Here is a 19,617-nt window from a genome sequence, read left to right on the forward strand (position 1 = left end):
CCAGGGCTCTCGGGAAACACGCGAGCCCGCTCCCGGGGAGCGGGCTCACCTGGCGGCGGGCTCAGTAACGGTCCCGGGCTCAGTAGCGGTACTGCTCGTCGAAGCCCTGGGGGTAGCCCTGGCCCTGGGCCTGGCCCTGTTGCTGCTGCTGGTACGGGTACCCCTGCTGGTCCGCCGCGGGCGCGGCGTCGCCTTCGCGCTGCTGCGGCACCCAGGGCCCGCCGGACTGCATCACGTCGTACGCCGGGTCCGGCGAGGGGTAGGAGGCGTCGGCCGTCCAGTGGTCGCCGCCGTAGGCCGCGGCCCCGCCGTACGGATCCTGTTGGCCGTAGGCCGCGTACTGGTCGGCGTACTGCTGCTGGCCGTAAGCCTGCTGGTCGTACCCCTGCTGGTCGTACCCCTGCTGGTCATAGGACTGGGCCTGGGGCTGAGGCTGGGCGCCGCCGTAGGGGTCCTGGCCGTAGGCCGCGTACGCCTCGTTCCCGTAGCCGTACTGCCCGCCCTGGCCCATCTGGTCCGCGTAGACGTCCTGGCCGTAGTTCTGGCCGTGCCCCTGGCTGTGGTCCTGCTGCGAGCCGTAGCCGCCGTACGTCTCGTACGCGCTGTAGCCACCGGCCGCCTCGCCGCTGTAGGCGCCCGCGGCCGGGGTGAAGGCCGACGGCTCCTCGTAGACGCCGTACTCGCCGGTGTCGTCGGGCAGCGGCTGCGGCTGGTACGTGGGCGGCTCCGGCTGCGCCGCCGGGACCGCCTCCAGGTCGGACACCTCGAGGATCGGCTCCTTGTCCGAGTCGTCCGGCCGGGGGCCGCGCTCCTCGCGGCCGAGCAGCCCGGGCAGCCCGCCGCTCAGCGCCCAGCCCGCGGCGAAACCGCGCCGGAAGGAGAGCGTCACATACGTCTGGCCTATGGCGAAGGCGATCGCCCCCACCCCGATCACCGGAACCGACGGGATCAGCACGCCGACGACCACGCCCAGAAAGCCGACGAAGGCCAGCAGCCGCCAGCGCAGCCGCGCCTTGTACTGCAGGAGGACCTCTCCCAGCAGCCACAGCGCGACGACGCCGAATGCGATGTAGAGGACCGTCCAGCCCATGCCCGCCCCTCTCAATGCGGCCGCCCGTCGGCTGCCGTCATCAGGATCAGGACCGCTGATGCAGCCCCAGATTCTCGTAGATTTCCAGCGTCGCCGGGGAGTGGTTCAGGGTGATGAAGTGCAGCCCGGGGATCTCCTCGGCCATCAACCGCGCGCACACCTCTGTGGCGTAGTCGATTCCGATCGAGCGTACAGCCGCCGGGTCGTCTTTCACCGCCAGGATCCGTTCGGCCAGTTCGGGCGGGAACGCGGCATTGCTGAGCTGTGCGAACCGCTCGATCTGCTTGACGTTCGTGACGGGCATGATCTCAGGGATGATCGGTGTCGTACAGCCCGCCGCCGCGACCCGGTCGCGCAGCCGCAGATAGTCCTCGGGGTAGAAGAACATCTGCGTGATGGCGAAGTCGGCGCCCGCACGGCACTTGTCGATGAAGTGACGGATGTCGGTGTCCCAGTCCGTCGAGCGGGGGTGCATCTCGGGGAACGCGGCCACGCCGACGCAGAAGTCCCCGGACTCCTTGAGCAGCCGGACCAGCTCGACGGCGTAGTCGAGGCCGTCGGGGTGCCGGATCCACTCCCCCGTGGGGTCGCCCGGCGGGTCGCCGCGCAGGGCCAGCATGTTCCGGATCCCGGCATCGGCGTACTGCCCGATGATGTTGCGCAGCTCGGCCCGGGAGTGGTTGACGGCGGTCAGATGGGCGACGGGGGTGAGCGTGGTGTCCGTCGCGATGCGCTCGGTGACGCGCACGGTGCCCTCGCGGGAGGAACCGCCGGCTCCGTAGGTCACGGAGACGAAGGTGGGCGAGACGGCTTCCAGCCTGCGGATGGCGTTCCACAGCGTCTGCTCGCCCTTCGCCGTCTTGGGGGCGAAGAATTCGAAGGAATACGACTGCTCGCCCGATGCGAGCAGATCGCGCACGGTCCGGGCGCGATCGGTCCTGGTGGAAGCAGTGCCTAGGGCCATACGTGCAGGCTATCCAGCCGGCTCGGCTACGCCCACCCGGCCGCAGAGATTTGGGGGGTTTTGCCAGTTTTCTGTCCGCAGTGCGGACAGCTCCGCGGACCCTCGACCGGCGGACGAGCCGAGCCGGATGAAAACCGGGTGAAAGCCGGGTGAAAAGCCGGGGGCCGGGCCCCGGTCAGGCCGCGCGCACCCGCTTGGCCAGCTCCGCCGTCGCCGCCGCCGGGTCGTCGGCAGCCGTGATGGCCCGGACCACGACGATGCGGCGGGCGCCCGCCTCCAGGACCTGATCCAGGTTGGACGCGTCGATTCCGCCGATGGCGAACCACGGCCGCTCGGTGCCGAGCGCCGCGGCGTGGCGCACCAGGGACAGCCCCGGAGCGGGGCGGCCCGGCTTGGTGGGGGTGGGCCAGCAGGGGCCGGTGCAGAAGTAGTCCACACCGGGCTGGACGGCCGCCGCGTCCACCTCCGCCTCCGCATGCGTGGAGCGCCCGATCAGCACGTCCGCGCCGAGGATCGCGCGCGCCGCGGGCACCGGCAGATCGCCCTGGCCCAGATGGAGCACATCCGAGCCGATGGCATGCGCGACATCGGCCCGGTCGTTGACGGCCAGCAGCTTTCCGTGGCGACGGCAGGCGTCCGCGAGGACCTGGAGATGCTCCAGCTCCTCGGCCGCCTCCATCTCCTTCTCCCGCAACTGGACGATGTCCACCCCCGCCGCCAGGACGGCGTCCAGGAACTCCGGCAGGTCGCCCTGGCGCTTCCGTGCGTCGGTGCACAGATAGAGGCGGGCATCGGCCAGCGGCTCATGCGCGGTGGCGGTGGTGGACATGGTTCGGTACCCCCGGAGGGTCGGCGGCGTACGGGCCGTGCGCGGAGCCCGGCCCGTACGCCGTGTGCGACAACACGCGACTACGTGCGATGACGTGCGAAAACGGCGACTACATGCGACAACGGCGGCGAAAACGCGAGAGCGACCAGCCCTGTACACCCCCCGTACGGGCGCTGTAGGAGCCCCGTACGGAAGGCCGCCGAAAGCTGGACGGGAGCGGCGTCAGACGGCGAGCGCCTGCGCACGCCGCTTCACTTCCGTACCGCGATTCTCGCCCAGGGCCCGTGCCGGGGTGCCGGGCAGGCTCGGGTCGGGGGTGAAGAGCCACTCCAGCATCTCTTCGTCGCTGAAGCCGTCGTCCTTCAACAGCGTCAAGGTCCCCACGAGGCCCTTGACGACCTTTCCGTCTGCGATGAACTCCTCGGGCACCTGAAGCACCCTGTTCTCGCCACGGCGCACCGCGATCAGCTGGCCCTCCTTGACGAGCTGCCGGACGCGCGTCACCTCTACACCGAGTCGCTCGGCGACATCGGGGAGGGTGAGCCAGGCGGGGACGAGAGCATCGATCTTTGCGTCAATCTCGGTCACGGAACAAGCCTGCCATCTGGGACTGACAGTGGGTAGCCGGGCGTCCGCCGCGCGGGCCGCCCGGCCCGTCCCACACGCCCCGCACAGCAGTCCGCCGGCCGGTCAGCGGACGGCCGACTTCAGCGGCACCGACGGGTCCTCGGCCCGCGTCCGGTCCAGCCGGGCACCGCGCTCGATCAGCTTGCGCCCCTGGGCCAGATCGCGCGGACGGCCGACGGCCAGCAGGGCGACCAGGGCGCCCTCGCGCAGCCAGCACACCGACCAGGCGGCACCGGCCGGATCGCCGCGCCAGACCAGTTCATCGGCCTCCGAATGGTGCCCGGCGTACTGCACGAAGCGCCCGAACTGCTCGGACCAGAAATACGGCACCGGGTCGTAGACCGCGCCGGGGAAGTGGGCCGCCGTCCGGCTGCCCACCACATTGGCGGCGACGGTGCGCGGCCCCTGCAGCGCGTTGTCCCAGTGGTGCACCAGCAGCCGCGTGCCGTAGCGGGCGGACGGGAAGGAGGCGCAGTCGCCGACCGCGTAGACGTCCGGCGCCGAGGTGCGCAGCCGGTCGTCGGCGGCGACGGAGCGGTCCTCGGCCAGCTCCACGCCCGAGCCCGCCAGCCAGTCCGTCGCCGGCCGGGCCCCGATCCCGACGACCACCGCGCCCGCCAGCAGCCGGGTGCCGTCGCCGAGCACCAGCCCGCTCTCGTCCACGGAGGCCACCCGGGCGCCGGTCACCAGCCGGGCGCCGCAGTCCTCGTACCAGGCCGCCATGGGGGCCGCGACCTCGGCCGGGAGGGCGCCCGCCAGCGGCCGGTCCGCGGCCTCGACGACGGTCACGGCGCAGCCCGCCTCGCGCGCCGCCGTGGCGAACTCCGCGCCGATCCAGCCCGCCCCCACGACCGCGATCTCGCGCTGCCGGGCGAGCACCGGGCGCAGCCGCACCGCGTCGTCCAGGGTGCGCAGCAGATGGACGCCGGGCACGCCCTCGCTGCCCGGCAGCGGGACCGGCTCGGCGCCGGTGGCGATCACCAGGACGTCGTACGGGAGCTCTCCGGTCGCGGTCTCGACCAGCCGCTTGTCCGTACGGAGCCCGGTGACCTGGACGCCGAGCCGCAACGTGATGCCGAGCCCGGCGAAGTCCACGTCGAGCGTGGATCCCTCGGCCTTGCCGAGCAGCACGGCCTTGGACAGCGGCGGCCGGTCGTAGGGCTGGTGGGTCTCCGCGCCCAGCAGGACGATCTCCCCCGCCCAGCCCTGTTCGCGCAGCGCGACGGCGGTCTGCACCCCCGCCATGCCCGCTCCGACGATCACCACCCGCTGTTCGCCGCCGCCGCTCGAGGACGGCTTCGTCGTCGTCTCATCGCTCACACGATCACTGTATTGCGGCTGGTGGGGCGGACCGCAGAGGGCGAGGGGAGATCTCGGGCACAGAGGGGTGGGGCGGTGGGGGGGTCTGGCCCGTCTTGGGTCCTTGGGGGCCGGGTGGCTCCGGCGGGGGTGCGCTTGGTTTTCGGCGGGGTGCGGCTCGGCTCCCGGCGGGGTGCGGCTCGGCTTCCGCCGACCCCCGGATCAGGTAGAACCCCTACACCACTGCCAAGGACGGAACCCGGAGCCTCGGGTGGGGTGCTGGAGGGGGTGGGGTGGGAACCCGGTGGGGGCTGGTGGTCTGGTGGGTGGTCGGGGTTTCGGGCGATTCGGGCCCGTACTAGGGTGGCGGGGCAGAGCACTCGCGGGAGCCCGGACGTACCGGGCTGAGAGGGAGGCTGAAACGGCCTCCGACCGTACGAACCTGATCCGGGTCATGCCGGCGAAGGGAGGGGCAGCGTGTCCACGCACGCACCAGGTCACGAAGACGGACCACACACCTCTGGGCTTGGCCACCGACCATCCGTGGGCGGACCGTACGACGTCCTCGTCATCGGGGGCGGCATCATCGGCCTGGTCACGGCCTGGCGGGCGGCCCAGCGGGGGCTGCGCACCGCCCTCGCCGACCCGGCGCCCGGCGGCGGAGCCGCCTGGGTGGCGGCGGGGATGCTGGCCGCCGTCACCGAGCTCCACTACGGCGAGCAGACCCTGCTCGGGCTCAACTTGGCCTCCGCGCACCGCTATCCGGACTTCGTGGCCGAGCTGGAGGAGGCGAGCGGCCAGGACGTGGGTCACCGCTCTTGCGGCACGCTCGCCGTGGCGTTCGACGCCGACGACCGCGCCCATCTGCGCGAGCTCCACACGTTCCAGCAGGGGCTCGGGCTGGAGTCCGAGTGGCTGACGGGGCGTGAATGCCGCCGACTGGAACCGATGCTCGCGCCGGGCGTACACGGCGGGCTGCGCGTCTCCGGCGACAACCAGGTGGACCCGCGACGGCTGGCGGCGGCGCTGCTCACCGCGTGCGAGCGGGCCGGGGTCGCCTTCCACCGCGCCCGTGCGGAGCGGCTGTTGCTGGACGGCGACCGCGCCACCGGGATCGAGCTGACCGGGGGTACGCGCCTGGCCGCCGAGCGGACCGTACTGGCCGGCGGCAGCCTCAGCGGACGGCTCGCGGGCGTTCCCGACGACGTCCTGCCGCCCGTACGACCCGTCAAGGGGCAGGTGTTGCGGCTGTCGGTGCCCGAGCGGTACGCACCGTTCCTCTCCCGGACCGTACGGGCCGTGGTGCGCGGCGGGCCGGTCTACCTGGTGCCGCGCGAGAACGGCGAGCTGGTCATCGGCGCGACCAGCGAGGAGCTGGGCTGGGACACCACGGTCACCGCGGGCGGGGTGTACGAACTCCTGCGGGACGCCCATGAGGTGGTGCCCGGCATCACCGAACTGCCGCTGGTGGAGACCTGCGCCGGGCTGCGCCCCGGCTCCCCCGACAACGCCCCGATGCTCGGCCCGACCGCGCTGCCGGGGCTGCTGCTGGCCACCGGCCACCACCGCAACGGCGTCCTGCTCACCCCGATCACCGGCGATGTCATGGCCGAGGCGCTGACGAGCGGAGAACTCCCGCCGGAGGCCCGGCCGTTCACCCCGCGGCGCTTCGCGGCCCCCGCAGCCACACCCTCCCCAGCACAGGAGCAGCACCCATGACCGTCTCCGTCAACGGCGAGCCCCGCGAGGTCCCGGACGGGACCACCCTCGACCGGCTTGTCGCGACCCTCACCCAGGCGCCCTCGGGCGTCGCCGCCGCCGTCAACGAGACGGTCGTCCCACGGACCCAATGGCCCGCGACCCCGCTCGGCGACGGTGATCGCGTCGAGGTCCTCACCGCGGTCCAAGGAGGCTGACCCCACCCATGGCTCCCACCACGACCACCACGGCCGCTACTGCCGCTACTGCCGCCACACCCGTCACCACCGCCCCGAACGCCCCTGGCCGCGCGCCCCTCGCCACCCCCGACCCGCTCACCATCGCCGGGACCGACTTCGGCTCCCGCCTGATCATGGGCACCGGCGGCGCTCCCAGCCTGGAGATCCTGGAGCGCTCGCTGCTGGCCTCCGGCACCGAGCTGACGACCGTCGCGATGCGGCGGCTCGACCCCACGGTGCAGGGGTCGGTGCTCTCCGTACTGAACCGGCACGGCATCCGCCCACTCCCCAACACCGCCGGGTGTTTCACCGCCGGTGAGGCCGTGCTCACCGCCCGCCTCGCCCGGGAGGCCCTGGGCACGGACTGGGTCAAGCTGGAGGTGGTCGCCGACGAGCGCACCCTGCTCCCCGATCCGATCGAGCTGCTGGACGCCGCCGAGACGCTGGTCGACGACGGCTTCACGGTCCTCCCGTACACCAATGACGACCCGATCCTGGCCCGGAAGCTGGAGGACGTCGGCTGTGCCGCGATCATGCCGCTCGGCTCCCCGATCGGCTCCGGTCTCGGCATCCGCAATCCGCACAACTTCCAGTTGATCACCGAGCGCGCCACCGTGCCGGTGATCCTGGACGCGGGCGCGGGCACGGCGTCCGACGCCGCGCTGGCCATGGAGCTGGGGTGCGCGGCGGTGATGCTCGCCTCGGCCGTCACCCGGGCCCAGGAGCCGGAGCTGATGGCGCGGGCGATGCGGCACGCGGTGGAGGCGGGCCGGCTGGCCCACCGGGCGGGCCGGATCCCGCGCCGCCACTTCGCCGAGGCGTCGAGCCCGGCAGAGGGCCTGGCGGCCCTGGACCCCGAGCGCCCGGCGTTCGGCTAGGGCCCCGTCCGGGCACGACATCCGCCAGCCCCGCGTCCGGGCCCGGGCCCCGGGCCCCGGCCAGACCCCGCCCAGACCCGACGTCCGGGCTGTGGGCGTCTCCGGCGGGTGGCCCCCCACCCCGCGGCGGGTGGCCCCCCACCCCGCCCCTTCCCGAAACGAAAGGGCTCCGCCCCCTCGATGCCCGCCGGGGATCCGCTCCGGACCCCGCTCCTCAAACGCCGGAGGGGCTGGATTGACGGCCCGGCGCGGCCCTCTACCGTGGATGGAGGGAGCAGCGCACAGCGCGGAGGTGGTCGACGTGACCGTGACCGTGGACGACCGGATCGAGCGCGAGGTGTATGTACCGGCGCCGATCGACCGGGTGTGGCGGGTGCTGACGACGCCCGAGCACATTCGCGTCTGGTACGCCCCCGGCGGCTGCGAGATCGATCCGCACCCCGGTGGGAGGCTCCGGTTCCGGTGGGACGAATACGGAGAGTTCCACGGTCAGGTCGAGCGGGCGGTCCCCGACACGCTCTTCCGCTTCCGGCTGGCCCTGGAACCCGATCACGCGCCCTCGGACCCCGGGAAGGCGACTCTGGTGGAGTTCGCGCTCTCCCCCGAGGGGCAGGGCACCCGGCTGCGGCTGGCGGAGAGCGGTATCCGCGCCCTGGCCGTCCCCGACGACGCCAAGGCCAAGCACGCCGAGTACGCCACGCTGTCCTGGACCTCCGCGCTCGAGGAGCTGGCCGCGATCGCCGCCGCGTCGCACAACTGACCCGCCGGTGTCACCGTTCCGCTGCAGTACCCGCCCCACCTGGGGCGGGCGGTCATGGCTCAGATCGATGCCTCGTAGACTTCCCCCGTGGATACGACCCTCCAGGACCCCCTCGTCGGGCAGGAGCTCGACGGCCGCTACCGCGTTGAGGCGCGGATCGCCGTTGGCGGGATGGCGACGGTCTACCGGGCCGTCGACACCCGGCTGGACCGTGTGCTCGCCCTGAAGGTGATGCACCAGAGCCTCGCCTCCGACGCCGCCTTCGTCGACCGCTTCATCCGTGAGGCGAAGTCCGTCGCGAGACTCGCGCACGCCAATGTGGTCGCCGTCTACGACCAGGGAGCAGACGGCGGCCATGTCTATCTGGCCATGGAATACGTCGCGGGCTGCACCCTGCGCGATGTGCTCCGCGGGCGCGGGGCGCTGCATCCGCGCGCCGCGCTGGACATCCTGGAGCCGGTGCTGGCCGCGCTCGGGGCGGCCCACCGCGCCGGTTTCGTCCACCGCGACATGAAGCCCGAGAACGTGCTGATCGGGGACGACGGCCGGGTCAAGGTCGCCGACTTCGGCCTGGTCCGGGCGGTGGACACCAACACCAGCGCCTCCACCGGTACTGTCCTCGGCACCGTGTCGTATCTCGCGCCCGAGCAGATCGAGCACGGCACGGCCGACCCCCGCGCCGATGTCTACGCCTGCGGTGTGGTGCTGTACGAGATGCTGACCGGCTCCAAGCCGCACGGCGGCAGCACCCCGGCGCAGGTCCTCTACCAGCATCTGAACGAGGACGTCCCGCCGCCGTCCGCCCTCGCGCCCGGGGTCGCCCCGGAGCTGGACGCGCTGGTCGCCTCGGCCACCGCGCGCGCGGCCGAGGGGCGCCCGGTCGACGCCGTCGCGCTGCTGAGCGCGACCCGCGCGGTGCGGGCCGCGCTGACCGACGACCAGTTGGACGCGGTGCCCCCGCAGGCCAGGGAGGACACCTCGGCCGGCGCCGAGAACCGTACGACGGTGATTCCGCGCCCGGCGGCGGCCGTCGACGACGAGCAGGAGCTGCTCAACCACACCAGCCGGCTGGAGCTGCCGCCGGAACCGCCTCGACAGCAGGGGCATGGCCGGAGCGGCCGGGGCCGGATGTCGCGCCGCGGGATCATGACGATCGTCGCCGCGGTGGTGCTGGCGATCGCCCTCGCCGCCGGTGTCTGGTACATCAGCGCCGGCCAGTTCACCGAGGTCCCGCCGGTGCTGCGGAAGACCCAGGCGGAGGCGGCGAAGAAGCTGCACGGCGCCGGGCTCGATGTGAAGGTCGTCAACGAGTTCAGCGATGTCATCCCCAAGGGCAAGGTCATCGGCTCCAAGCCCGGCCCGGGCGAGCGCGTCCGCGACACCGGCACCGTGACCATCCGGGTCTCCCAGGGGCCGCCGCGGGCCGAGGTGCCCAATGTGGTGGGCATGCCACTGGCCGAGGCCAAGCGGAAGATCGCGGACCAGGGGCTGACGATCGGCAAGGTCATCCGCCGCTTCAGCAGTGAGACGGCCCAGGACTCGATCCTCTCCACCAGCCCGGTCTCCGGCTCCGTGCGGCGCCCCGAGACGCCGGTGTCGATCGTGGTCAGCAAGGGCCAGCCGGTCGGCATCCCGGACGTGGTGGGCGATTCGGTCGACGAGGCCCGGTCCAAGCTGGAGGACGAGGGCTTCAAGGTGAAGATCGCCGACCGGCAGGTGTTCTCCGAGGAGGACAAGGGCTCGGTCGCCGAGCAGTCCCCCGCGGGAGGGGGAAACGGAGAGGGCGCCAAGGGCGATACGGTGACGCTGACCGTCTCCAAGGGCGTGCAGATGATCGAGGTGCCGGACGTCACGGGTATGACGGCCGACGACGCCAAGGCGCAGCTCGAGGAAGCCGGCTTCAAGGTGAACGTGGAGAAGGCGCTGCTGTTCCCCGGGGACAAGGTGCAGGACCAGTCGGTGCACGGCGGGGACGAGGCGCCCAAGGGGAGCACGATCACCATCAAGATCAAGGGCGGGGTCTTCTAGGGCCCCCTGCTTCCAGAGCCCCCTGCTTCTGGGGGCCTTCCAGGGCCCCTGAACAGCGGCCTTGCGGCTGCTGGACGGCGAGCGCGATCCGCGATCCGTCCGGCAGCTTGCCCCTGGCCCCTGGCCCCAGGCGGTCAGCCGAAGCTGACCCGCTCCAGCCAGAAGTCGAGCAGCTTCTCAGGGGGCGCACCTCCCAGCGGTAGCTGGGCGAGACTGAGGCGCCCCGGAGGCGAACCGAGCCTCGAAACATGGGGGAACCTTGGGTATGTGAGTACGCATCGCATCCGCAATCCCATCGGTGGCCATATCCGTGTGGCCGGTGGCCTCGCCACCGTCGGTCTGACGCACGCCGCCGGCATCGGCGCCGAGACCGTCCAGGTCTTCGTCGCCAATCCGCGCGGCTGGGCCACCCCGGCCGGTACGCCCGCCCAGGACGAGGCGTTCCGCGCCGCCTGCGCCGAGCGGTCGATACCGGCGTATGTCCACGCCCCCTACTTGATCAACTTCGGTTCGCACACCGAGGCCACGGCGGACCGCTCCGTGGAGTCCCTGCGTCATTCGCTCCGGCGCGGCCGGGAGATCGGTGCGCTCGGCGTCGTCGTCCACACCGGCTCGGCGACCGGGGGACGCGCGCGGGCCACCGCGATCGCACAGGTGCGGGAGCGGATGCTGCCGCTGCTGGACGAGCTGACCCGGGACGACGACCCCTGGCTGCTGCTGGAGCCGACCGCCGGGCAGGGCACCTCGCTGTGCGCTCTGGTGGAGGACCTGGGCCCGTACGTCGAGGCGCTCGACCGGCATCCCCGGCTCGGTGTCTGCCTGGACACCTGCCATGTGTTCGCGGCCGGCCATGACCTCGCCGCCCCGGGCGGTATGAAGCAGACCCTGGACGAGTTGGTCGCCGTCGCCGGTGAGGGGCGGCTCAAGCTGATCCACGCCAATGACTCCAAGGACGTGGTCGGCGCCCACAAGGACCGGCACGCGAACATCGGCGCAGGGCATATCGGGGCGGAGCCGTTCCGCGAGCTGTTCAGCCACCCCGCGACGGACGGGGTGCCGCTGGTGATCGAGACGCCGGGCGGACCGGACGGTACGGAGGGGCATGCGGTGGATGTGGCCCGGCTGAAGGAGCTGCGCGCCGTGGTGGCCTGAGAAGAGCCCGACCCATGGAGGAATACCCCTAGGGGGTATAACGTTGGACGGGATCGACCGATCACCGATCACCGCTGGGGGTATGGACATGCGGCAGCATGAGCACACGCGGAGCGGACCTCACGAGCGCCATGGACACCATGACCACCGTAAGGGCGCGACGAGCTGGTCGATGGCCGCCCAGGCCACCCTGCACTGCCTCACCGGCTGCGCCATCGGCGAGATCGCGGGCATGGCCATCGGCACGGCCCTGGCCTGGCACAACGTCCCGACCATGGTCCTGGCCATCGCGCTCGCCTTCGTCTTCGGCTACTCCCTGACCATGCGGGGCGTGCTGCGGGCGGGGCTCGATGTGCGCAGCGCGCTGCGGGTGGCCCTGGCGGCCGACACCGCATCGATCACGATCATGGAACTGGCCGACAACGGAACGATCGCCCTCTTCCCCGGCGCGATGGACGCGACGTTGTCGGACGCGCTCTTCTGGCTCAGCCTGGCCCTGTCGTTCGTGGTGGCGTTCCTGCTCACCACGCCGGTCAACAAGTGGATGATCGCGCGGGGCAAGGGGCATGCGGTGGTCCACCAGTACCACTGACCGCGAAACACGGCAGCACCGTCAACATCGCGATCCGGCGGCGGCCCGGACTAGAACTCCGGGCCGTCGCCCGGCTCCTCCTGGTAGGAGTAGCGCTGCTCCGCCCACGGGTCGCCGACGTTGTGGTAGCCGCGCTCTTCCCAGAAGCCGCGGCGGTCGGCGGTCATGTACTCCACGCCGCGCACCCATTTCGGGCCCTTCCAGGCGTAGAGATGGGGCACCACCAGCCGCGCCGGAAAACCGTGCTCGGCGGTGAGCGGCTCCCCGTCCTTGTGCGTCGCGAAAATCGTGGTCTCGGCCATGAAGTCCGTCAGGCGCAGATTCGAGCTGAAGCCGTATTCCGCCCACACCATCACGTGGGTGACATCGGGCGCCGGCGGCGCGAGCTCCACGATCTCCAGCGCGGACACCCCGCCCCATTCGGCGCCGAGCATGCTGAATTTGGTGACGCAGTGCAGATCGGCCACGACCGTCGAGTACGGCAGCGCCGAAAACTCTTCATGCGTCCAGCAGTGTTTATCGCCGTCCGCCGTGGCGCCGAAGACTCGGAACTCCCATCGCTCCGGCCTGAACTTCGGGACCGGCCCATAGTGCGTAACCGGCCAACCGCGCTGCAGTCGCTGCCCAGGGGGCAGCTTCGCGAGCTCCCCCTCGCGGCTTTCCGACTGACCCATGGGCTCCATGGTCTCAGACCGCCGGGGGTGGTCGTGACCAGGGCATCAGAGACGGGTACAACTCGTACTAAGCGTGCACTTACTGGACGCCCCAACAGGCGCGGTGACACGATGCGCGGAACCTGCCGTTCCCGATCGGATTGGAAGGAGCCCCTCCGATGCAGGGTGACCCCGAGGTCCTCGAGTTCCTCAACGAGCAGCTGACCGGCGAGCTGACCGCCATCAATCAGTACTTTCTGCACTCAAAGATGCAGGACCACTTTGGCTGGACTCGGCTTGCCAAATACACCCGGTCGGAGTCTTTCGATGAGATGAAGCATGCGGAGCTTCTCACCGACCGGATCCTCCTCCTGGATGGCCTGCCCAATTACCAGCGGCTCTTCCATGTCCGGGTGGGCCAGACGGCGACCGAGATGTTCCAGGCCGACCGGCAGGTGGAGGTCGAGGCGATCGATCGCCTCAAGCGGGGCATCGAGCTGATGCGGTCCAAGGGCGACATCACCTCGGCCAATCTCTTCGAGTACATCCTCGCCGACGAGGAACTCCACATCGACTATCTCGACACGCAGCTCGAGCTGATCGAAAAGCTCGGCGAGGCCCTCTATATCGCCCAGCAGATCGAGCAGCCCAGCGACGATCACGGCGGGGGTACCTACTCCGGGAAGTGCCACTGAGCCCGGAGCCACTGAGCCCGGAGCGACCGGGCCGGGCCGCCGGTCAGGCCGCCTCGGCCGCCGCAGGCGCCGGGACGGAAGCGGCAGCGACAGCCGTCGCCGCGGTCGGCGCCACTGTGGCCGTCGTCGCCGTGGCCGTCGTCAGGACGACCGGGTCCAGCGCCTCGCGCCGGGGGCACGCGCCGCGGCCCAGCAGCGCCTGGATCTTCCGCACGCACGATCCGCAGTCCGTGCCCGCCTTGCAGGCACCGGCGATCTGGCGCGGGGTGCACGCGCCCGTTTCCGCGTGCTGACGCACCTGCTGCTCGGTGATGCCGAAGCATGAGCAGACGTACACGGGCTCTCTCCAGCTCTCCAGCGGTGGCGTTGATCAGTGAGGTAACCCTTACCTTACCCGCCGCGCCGGAGCCTCACAACGGACAAGGGGCGCGGATCGTTGTGATCCGCGCCCCACCTGCGTCTTTATGATCTCTACCGGATGACCCTCACTGGTGCCGGTACATCTCCGCCACCAGGAACGCCAGGTCCAGCGACTGGCTGCGGTTGAGCCGCGGGTCGCACGCCGTCTCGTAGCGCTGGTGCAGATCATCGACGAAGATCTCGTCGCCGCCGCCCACGCACTCGGTGACATCATCGCCGGTCAGCTCCACATGGATGCCGCCCGGATGGGTGCCGAGCTCCTTGTGGACCTCGAAGAAGCCCTTGACCTCGTCCAGCACATCGTCGAAGCGGCGGGTCTTGTGCCCGGAGGCCGCCTCGAAGGTGTTGCCGTGCATCGGGTCGCAGACCCAGACGACCTGCGCACCGGAGGCGGTCACCTTCTCCACCAGGTTGGGCAGCTTGTCGCGGACCTTGTCCGCGCCCATGCGGGTGATGAAGGTCAGCCGGCCCGGCTCGCGGTCCGGGTCGATCCGCTCGATCAGCGACAGCGCCTCTTCCGGCGTGGTCGTCGGACCCAGCTTCACACCCACCGGGTTGCGGACCTTCGAGGCGAACTCGATATGCGCCCCGTCAAGCTGCCGGGTGCGCTCGCCGATCCAGACCATGTGCCCGGACACGTCGTACAGCTCACCAGTGCGGGAGTCGGTGCGGGTCAGCGCCGTCTCGTAGTCCAGGATCAGCGCCTCGTGCGAGGAGAAGAACTCGACGGTCTTGAACTCCTCCGGGTCCACCCCGCAGGCGTTCATGAAGGACAGCGCCCGGTCGATCTCGCGCGCCAGCGCCTCGTAGCGCTGGCCCGACGGCGACGACTTCACGAAGTCCTGGTTCCAGGCGTGCACCTGGCGCAGGTCGGCGTAGCCGCCGGTGGTGAAGGCACGCACCAGGTTCAGCGTCGAGGCCGACGCCTGGTACATCCGCTTCAGCCGCTGCGGGTCCGGGATCCGCGCCTCGGGGGTGAACTCGAATCCATTGACGGAGTCGCCACGGTATGTGGGCAGGGTCACCCCGTCGCGGGTCTCGGTCGGCTTGGAGCGCGGCTTGCTGTACTGCCCGGCGATCCGGCCCACCTTCACCACCGGGACGGACCCGGCGTAGGTCAGCACGGCGCCCATCTGCAGGAGCGTCTTCAGCTTGTTACGGATCTGGTCGGCGCCCACGCCGTCGAAAGCCTCGGCGCAGTCCCCGCCCTGCAGCAGAAACGCCTCGCCCCGCGCCACGGCCCCCAGGCGGTGCCGCAGCGCGTCGCACTCGCCCGCGAAGACGAGCGGCGGATAGGACTCAAGCTCAGCGATCACATCGCGCAGAGCCGCTCGGTCCGGCCAGTCGGGCTGCTGCGCCGCGGGAAGAGACTGCCAGGTGTGGCCACCGGCGTGGGTTTCAGCGTTCACGGTCACCCGCACAAGGTTACGGGGTCTCCACGGCCGTCCAGCCGGTTGCCCACAGGGTGAGACATCTTCCACCACGCCATGGACGCGCCCGGCCCCGCCCTCTTCCCACCGCATTCGAAGACTTCGGCTCGGCCGCCGGACCGGCCAACTCCGGCCCCGCGACAGCCCTCCCGCCGCGTACTCTCGCCCCATGAGTGCCGAGCCGCTGCCCGACTGGGTGATCCCGCCTCCTGGCGGCTTCACCGCCGAAGATCTTCTGCGGCTGCCCGGAGTTCCTCCACACACCGAGCTCATCGACGCGAGTCTCGTCTTCGTGCGCCCGCAGCAAAAATGGCACAGCCGGGTGATCAATCTGCTGGTCAGAGAGCTGGACCAGCAGGCCCCGGACGGTTTGCGGGCCGATCGGGAGATGACCGTGCGCCTCGCCAAGCGCCAGGCTCCCGAGCCGGACGTCATCGTGGTGACCGATGAGGCGTACGAGCGCGACGAGCCAGCCACGTTCTACCTGCCGAAAGACGTCGTGCTGGCCGTCGAAGCCGTGTCGCCCGACTCGGAGGAGCGGGACCGCGACACCAAGCCACGGAAATACGCGAAGGCCGGCATCCGCCACTACTGGCGGGTGGAGAACGACGAGGGCCGCACCGTCGTATACACCTACGAGCGCGACCCGGCCACGGAGTGCTTCTCCCTGACCGGAATCCACCATGACAAGCTCGCGATCACGGCGCCCTTCACGGTGGACATCGACCTCACCATCATCGGCAGGCGCTCCACCTGACCCCATGCCCCGCCCCTGAGGTAAAGTCCACTGCATGTTCGCGCGACTGACCATGACCTGGTGGTGGACCGCTCATCCGGCGGCCCACTGAATCGCGCACTCCCCCAAGATCTCGCGAAGGCCGCCCGAGGGGCGGCCTTCGGCGTTTCCGCGGGTCGTTCCTCATTCCGGAAGGAACCATCCGCCATGCACCACACCGCTGAGGCCGTCGTCGCGCGGCTGCTCGCCGACGACGCGCCGCCCTTCGCCCTGCTGCACCGACGCACCCCGGGCCGGGCACCCGACACCGTCGAGGTGCTGCTCGGCCCGGTCGGCGAGGTGGAGCGGCTGACCGACATCCCGCTGCCGACCGGCACGCCGAAGGACGGCGCACCGGTGGCGGACGCCCTCGCGCTGGTGCCGTTCCGGCAGATCCGCGAGCGGGGGTTCGAGGTGCGCGACGACGGGACGCCGCTGGCCGTACTGCTCCCGCGGGAGACTTACGAGCTGCCGCTCGCCGAGACGCTGGAGGCGCTGCCCGCGCACCGGGTGCGGGTCGAGGACGGGGCGTTCGACGTGGACGACGACGCGTACGCGTCCATCGTGAGCCGGGTCCTCGAGGAGGAGATCGGCACCGGCGAGGGCGCCAACTTCGTCATCCGGCGGACGTTCCGGGGCGAGATCCCGGGCTTCGGCAGCAGCGACGCGCTCGCGCTCTTCCGGCGGCTGCTGGCCGGTGAGCGGGGCGCCTACTGGACGTATGTGGTGCGGCTGGCGGACGGCCGGACGCTGGTGGGGGCCAGCCCCGAGGTGCATGTGCGGATGTCGGGTGGGAGGGGCGAGCGCGAAGCGCTCTCGGTCGAGGGTGGTGGTGGGCGACGGGCGGGCACGGTCGTGATGAACCCGATCAGCGGGACGTACCGCTACCCCGAGAGCGGGGCGAGCCCGGAGGGGCTGCTGGAGTTCCTGCACGACCGTAAGGAGGTGGAGGAGCTGTCCATGGTCGTGGACGAGGAGCTGAAGATGATGTGCACCGTCGGCGACATGGGCGGGACGGTGATCGGGCCCCGGCTCAGGGAGATGGCGCATCTCGCGCACACCGAGTACGAGCTGCGCGGCCGCTCCTCGCTCGACGTCCGGGAGGTGCTCCGCGAGACGATGTTCGCCGCGACGGTCACCGGGTCGCCGGTGCAGAACGCCTGCCGGGTGATCGAGCGCTACGAGCCCCTCGGGCCGGACGGGGCCGGGCGCGGCTACTACGCCGGGGCGCTCGCGCTGATCGGACGGGACGGCGGCGGCGCGCAGACCCTGGACTCGCCGATCCTGATCCGCACCGCCGACATCGACCCCGGGGGATCGCTGAAGGTGGCGGTCGGCGCGACGCTCGTCCGCCACTCGGACCCGCACGGCGAAGTGGCCGAGACGCACGCCAAGGCCGCCGGGGTGCTGACCGCGCTCGGGGTGCGCCCGGCGCCCGTACGGCCGGAGGGACAGGGCCCGCGGCCCCGGCTCGCGGACGATCCGCGGGTGCGGGCGGCGCTGGACGCGCGGCGGGCGGACCTGGCGCCGTTCTGGCTGCGGATGCAGCAGACCCCGTCGTCGACGGACGGGCCCGCGGCCGGAGGGCTGTCGGGACATGCCCTGGTGATCGACGCCGAGGACACGTTCACCGCGATGCTCGCGCATCTGCTGCGCACCTCGGGGCTGACCGTGACGGTGCGGCGGTACGACGAGCCGGGGGTGCGGGAGGCGGCGCTGGCGCATCAGGGGCCCGTGGTGCTCGGCCCCGGGCCGGGCGACCCTTGCGACCCGGCCGACCCCAAGATGCGGTTCCTGCGGGCGCTGACCGCCGAGCTGGTGGCCGGGCACCGGCACGGGCTGCTGGGGGTGTGCCTGGGGAACGAGCTGATCGCGGCCGAGCTGGGGCTGGAGATCGTGCGCAAGGACGTGCCGTTCCAGGGCGCGCAGGAGCGGATCGACTTCTTCGGGCGCGAGGAGACCGTCGGCTTCTACAACACCTTCACGGCGCGCTGCGACGAGGCGGCCCAGACGGAGCTGGCGATGCACCAGGTGGAGCTGAGCCGGGATCCGGTGACCGGCGAGGTGCACGCGCTGCGCGGACCGGGCTTCGCCGGTGTGCAGTTCCACCCGGAGTCGGTGCTGTCGCGGGACGGGGCGGCGCTGGTGGCGGAGTTGCTGGCGGCCGTGCTGGTCTGAAGGGCCCACCGGCCCGCAGGGCGGCTGATCCGGACGGCCCGCCCGTCCGGACGGCGGCGTGACGATGGGCCGGGTGCGGAAGACGCGCCCGGCCCATCGCCGTACTGCACCCAGACGGCCTCAGCCGAAGAAGACCTCGGCCTCGGCGTAGAGCGAGGGATCCACGGTCTTGAGCCGTGCGGTCGCCTCGGCAAGCGGAACCCGGACGATGTCGGTGCCGCGCAGCGCCACCATCTTCCCGAAGTCCTCGTCCCGTACCGCGTCGATGGCGTGCAGCCCGAAGCGGGTGGCCAGCCAGCGGTCGAAGGCGCTGGGCGTGCCCCCGCGCTGGACATGGCCGAGGACGGTGGTGCGGGCCTCCTTGCCGGTGCGCTTCTCGATCTCCTTGGCCAGCCATTCGCCGACCCCGGAGAGCCGGACATGGCCGAAGGAGTCCGTCGAGTCGTCCTTGAGGACCGCGTCGCCGTCCTTGGGCATCGCGCCCTCGGCGATGACCACGATCGGGGCGTAGCGGATCTTGAAGCGGGATTCGACCCAGGCACAGACCTGGTCGACGTCGAAGCGCTGTTCGGGGAGGAGGATGACATTGGCGCCGCCGGCGAGCCCCGAGTGCAGGGCGATCCATCCGGCGTGACGGCCCATCACCTCGACGACGAGCACGCGCATATGCGATTCGGCGGTGGTGTGGAGCCGGTCGATGGCCTCGGTGGCGATGTTGACGGCGGTGTCGAAGCCGAAGGTGTAGTCGGTGGCGGACAGGTCGTTGTCGATGGTCTTGGGGACGCCGACGCAGCGGATCCCGTAGTCGCCGGAGAGCCGGGCGGCGACGCCGAGGGTGTCCTCGCCGCCGATCGCGATCAGCGCGTCGACCTCCTCCTTGAGCAGGGTCTCCTTGACCCGTCGGATGCCGTCCTCGCTCTTGAGGGGGTTGGTGCGGGAGGAGCCGAGGATGGTGCCGCCGCGCGGCAGGATGCCGCGCACCGCGCGGATGTCGAGGGGAACGGTGTCGTTCTCGAGAGGGCCGCGCCAGCCGTCCCGGAAGCCGATGAAGTCATAGCCGTATTCCTGTACGCCCTTGCGCACGACGGCGCGGATGACCGCGTTGAGCCCGGGGCAGTCACCGCCGCCGGTCAGCACTCCGACCCGCATCGTTTCTTCCCTTCTCCCATGGAATCCCGTGATTGGGCCCGGTACGGAGAGCCACGCTAACGGTGATCCAGGTCACACGGGATGGGGCGTCAGTCGATTCCCGCGCGGATCAAGGGAGTTGGTTTGGAACTTCACCCGTACGAGGGGTGAGGCGGTGTCAT

The 19,617-nt window shown here is 71.3% G+C and carries 20 protein-coding genes and 1 riboswitch; of the genes, 11 read left to right on the forward strand and 9 right to left on the reverse strand.

All coding sequences use genetic code 11. From position 1 onward, the window contains the following. Nucleotides 1–79: 79 nt before the first annotated feature. From STRVI_RS33595 to STRVI_RS33615, 5 genes are all read right to left on the reverse strand, one after another. Nucleotides 80–1,090, reverse strand: coding sequence for a hypothetical protein (locus tag STRVI_RS33595; RefSeq protein ID WP_014060027.1), 1,011 nt, complete (start codon nucleotides 1,088–1,090; stop codon nucleotides 80–82). Nucleotides 1,091–1,136: 46 nt separating this feature from the next. Further along, a complete protein-coding gene (gene metF, locus STRVI_RS33600; RefSeq protein WP_014060028.1) occupies nucleotides 1,137–2,054 on the reverse strand; it encodes a methylenetetrahydrofolate reductase [NAD(P)H] in 918 nt (305 codons plus the stop codon). Nucleotides 2,055–2,229: 175 nt separating this feature from the next. Then, nucleotides 2,230–2,883 carry a thiamine phosphate synthase gene (gene thiE, locus STRVI_RS33605; RefSeq protein ID WP_014060029.1) on the reverse strand — a complete coding sequence of 218 codons (654 nt, stop codon included), beginning with the start codon at nucleotides 2,881–2,883 and terminating at the stop codon, nucleotides 2,230–2,232. Nucleotides 2,884–3,105: 222 nt separating this feature from the next. Continuing rightward, nucleotides 3,106–3,471 (reverse strand): Rv2175c family DNA-binding protein, encoded by a 366-nt coding sequence (locus tag STRVI_RS33610; protein ID WP_014060030.1) that lies wholly within the window; start codon nucleotides 3,469–3,471, stop codon nucleotides 3,106–3,108. Nucleotides 3,472–3,573: 102 nt separating this feature from the next. After that, nucleotides 3,574–4,755: an NAD(P)/FAD-dependent oxidoreductase gene (locus STRVI_RS33615; protein ID WP_014060031.1), complete on the reverse strand. Its 1,182-nt coding sequence runs from the start codon at nucleotides 4,753–4,755 to the stop codon at nucleotides 3,574–3,576. A 426-nt stretch (nucleotides 4,756–5,181) separates the two neighbouring features. Beyond that, nucleotides 5,182–5,295, forward strand: a riboswitch (TPP riboswitch). A 57-nt stretch (nucleotides 5,296–5,352) separates the two neighbouring features. Between STRVI_RS33615 and thiO the strand changes: the two genes are divergently transcribed. From thiO to STRVI_RS33650, 7 genes are all read left to right on the forward strand, one after another. Then, nucleotides 5,353–6,528 carry a glycine oxidase ThiO gene (gene thiO, locus STRVI_RS33620; protein ID WP_014060032.1) on the forward strand — a complete coding sequence of 392 codons (1,176 nt, stop codon included), beginning with the start codon at nucleotides 5,353–5,355 and terminating at the stop codon, nucleotides 6,526–6,528. Beyond that, entirely contained in the window at nucleotides 6,525–6,725 is a 201-nt protein-coding gene (gene thiS / locus STRVI_RS33625; protein ID WP_014060033.1) for a sulfur carrier protein ThiS, read from the forward strand. The genes thiO and thiS overlap by 4 nt, the downstream gene beginning before the upstream one ends. Nucleotides 6,726–6,733: 8 nt before the next feature. After that, entirely contained in the window at nucleotides 6,734–7,624 is an 891-nt protein-coding gene (locus STRVI_RS33630) for a thiazole synthase (protein ID WP_014060034.1), read from the forward strand. Between the two features lie 301 nt (nucleotides 7,625–7,925). Continuing rightward, the gene (locus STRVI_RS33635) at nucleotides 7,926–8,384 is read left to right on the forward strand and encodes an SRPBCC domain-containing protein (RefSeq protein ID WP_014060035.1); all 459 of its coding nucleotides are present in this window, start codon (nucleotides 7,926–7,928) and stop codon (nucleotides 8,382–8,384) included. 87 nt (nucleotides 8,385–8,471) lie between these two features. Next, entirely contained in the window at nucleotides 8,472–10,412 is a 1,941-nt protein-coding gene (gene pknB, locus STRVI_RS33640) for a Stk1 family PASTA domain-containing Ser/Thr kinase (RefSeq protein ID WP_014060036.1), read from the forward strand. Between the two features lie 267 nt (nucleotides 10,413–10,679). Continuing rightward, entirely contained in the window at nucleotides 10,680–11,564 is an 885-nt protein-coding gene (locus STRVI_RS33645) for a deoxyribonuclease IV (protein ID WP_014060037.1), read from the forward strand. A gap of 82 nt (nucleotides 11,565–11,646) precedes the next feature. After that, nucleotides 11,647–12,156 carry a DUF4396 domain-containing protein gene (locus STRVI_RS33650; RefSeq protein ID WP_014060038.1) on the forward strand — a complete coding sequence of 170 codons (510 nt, stop codon included), beginning with the start codon at nucleotides 11,647–11,649 and terminating at the stop codon, nucleotides 12,154–12,156. A gap of 50 nt (nucleotides 12,157–12,206) precedes the next feature. On the opposite strand, the gene STRVI_RS33655 is transcribed toward STRVI_RS33650, so the two are convergent. Next, nucleotides 12,207–12,830, reverse strand: a complete 624-nt coding sequence (locus tag STRVI_RS33655; RefSeq protein WP_014060039.1) for a sulfite oxidase-like oxidoreductase — start codon at nucleotides 12,828–12,830, stop codon at nucleotides 12,207–12,209. A gap of 158 nt (nucleotides 12,831–12,988) precedes the next feature. Here STRVI_RS33655 and bfr point away from each other — a divergent pair, with 158 nt between their 5' ends. Beyond that, the gene (gene bfr / locus STRVI_RS33660) at nucleotides 12,989–13,504 is read left to right on the forward strand and encodes a bacterioferritin (RefSeq protein WP_014060040.1); all 516 of its coding nucleotides are present in this window, start codon (nucleotides 12,989–12,991) and stop codon (nucleotides 13,502–13,504) included. Between the two features lie 43 nt (nucleotides 13,505–13,547). Here bfr and STRVI_RS33665 read toward each other — a convergent pair whose 3' ends face one another. Then, a complete protein-coding gene (locus STRVI_RS33665; RefSeq protein ID WP_014060041.1) occupies nucleotides 13,548–13,841 on the reverse strand; it encodes a (2Fe-2S)-binding protein in 294 nt (97 codons plus the stop codon). A gap of 148 nt (nucleotides 13,842–13,989) precedes the next feature. Beyond that, nucleotides 13,990–15,339, reverse strand: a complete 1,350-nt coding sequence (locus STRVI_RS33670; protein WP_043240684.1) for a class II 3-deoxy-7-phosphoheptulonate synthase — start codon at nucleotides 15,337–15,339, stop codon at nucleotides 13,990–13,992. A 184-nt stretch (nucleotides 15,340–15,523) separates the two neighbouring features. On the opposite strand from STRVI_RS33670, the gene STRVI_RS33675 reads away from it, so the two are divergent. The 3 genes from STRVI_RS33675 to STRVI_RS33680 all read left to right on the forward strand — a co-directional run bounded on the left by STRVI_RS33675 (nucleotide 15,524) and on the right by STRVI_RS33680 (nucleotide 18,307). After that, complete coding sequence (locus STRVI_RS33675) at nucleotides 15,524–16,111, forward strand: Uma2 family endonuclease (RefSeq protein WP_014060043.1); 588 nt, start codon at nucleotides 15,524–15,526, stop codon at nucleotides 16,109–16,111. Nucleotides 16,112–16,145: 34 nt separating this feature from the next. Further along, a complete protein-coding gene (locus STRVI_RS56200) occupies nucleotides 16,146–16,202 on the forward strand; it encodes a trp operon leader peptide (protein ID WP_106516695.1) in 57 nt (18 codons plus the stop codon). A gap of 95 nt (nucleotides 16,203–16,297) precedes the next feature. Beyond that, the gene (locus STRVI_RS33680) at nucleotides 16,298–18,307 is read left to right on the forward strand and encodes a phenazine-specific anthranilate synthase component I (protein ID WP_014060044.1); all 2,010 of its coding nucleotides are present in this window, start codon (nucleotides 16,298–16,300) and stop codon (nucleotides 18,305–18,307) included. Between the two features lie 120 nt (nucleotides 18,308–18,427). Here STRVI_RS33680 and STRVI_RS33685 read toward each other — a convergent pair whose 3' ends face one another. Beyond that, on the reverse strand, nucleotides 18,428–19,456 hold the full coding sequence (locus STRVI_RS33685) for a 6-phosphofructokinase (protein ID WP_014060045.1): 1,029 nt from the start codon (nucleotides 19,454–19,456) through the stop codon (nucleotides 18,428–18,430). Between the last annotated feature and the right edge of the window lie 161 nt (nucleotides 19,457–19,617).

The sequence above is a fragment of the Streptomyces violaceusniger Tu 4113 genome (assembly GCF_000147815.2).
In the GTDB taxonomy this organism is placed as follows: Bacteria; Actinomycetota; Actinomycetes; order Streptomycetales; family Streptomycetaceae; genus Streptomyces; species Streptomyces violaceusniger_A.

What these genes read in the sequence shown, in the direction of transcription:
- STRVI_RS33595 (WP_014060027.1), bottom strand. Translation starts at nt 1,090, where the DNA reads ATGGGCTGGACGGTCCTCTACATCGCATTCGGCGTCGTCGCGCTGTGG.
- metF (WP_014060028.1), bottom strand. Translation starts at nt 2,054, where the DNA reads ATGGCCCTAGGCACTGCTTCCACCAGGACCGATCGCGCCCGGACCGTG.
- thiE (WP_014060029.1), bottom strand. Translation starts at nt 2,883, where the DNA reads ATGTCCACCACCGCCACCGCGCATGAGCCGCTGGCCGATGCCCGCCTC.
- STRVI_RS33615 (WP_014060031.1), bottom strand. Translation starts at nt 4,755, where the DNA reads ATGGCGGGGGTGCAGACCGCCGTCGCGCTGCGCGAACAGGGCTGGGCG.
- thiS (WP_014060033.1), top strand. Translation starts at nt 6,525, where the DNA reads ATGACCGTCTCCGTCAACGGCGAGCCCCGCGAGGTCCCGGACGGGACC.
- STRVI_RS33630 (WP_014060034.1), top strand. Translation starts at nt 6,734, where the DNA reads ATGGCTCCCACCACGACCACCACGGCCGCTACTGCCGCTACTGCCGCC.
- STRVI_RS33650 (WP_014060038.1), top strand. Translation starts at nt 11,647, where the DNA reads ATGGACATGCGGCAGCATGAGCACACGCGGAGCGGACCTCACGAGCGC.
- STRVI_RS33655 (WP_014060039.1), bottom strand. Translation starts at nt 12,830, where the DNA reads ATGGGTCAGTCGGAAAGCCGCGAGGGGGAGCTCGCGAAGCTGCCCCCT.
- bfr (WP_014060040.1), top strand. Translation starts at nt 12,989, where the DNA reads ATGCAGGGTGACCCCGAGGTCCTCGAGTTCCTCAACGAGCAGCTGACC.
- STRVI_RS33675 (WP_014060043.1), top strand. Translation starts at nt 15,524, where the DNA reads ATGAGTGCCGAGCCGCTGCCCGACTGGGTGATCCCGCCTCCTGGCGGC.
- STRVI_RS33680 (WP_014060044.1), top strand. Translation starts at nt 16,298, where the DNA reads ATGCACCACACCGCTGAGGCCGTCGTCGCGCGGCTGCTCGCCGACGAC.
- STRVI_RS33685 (WP_014060045.1), bottom strand. Translation starts at nt 19,456, where the DNA reads ATGCGGGTCGGAGTGCTGACCGGCGGCGGTGACTGCCCCGGGCTCAAC.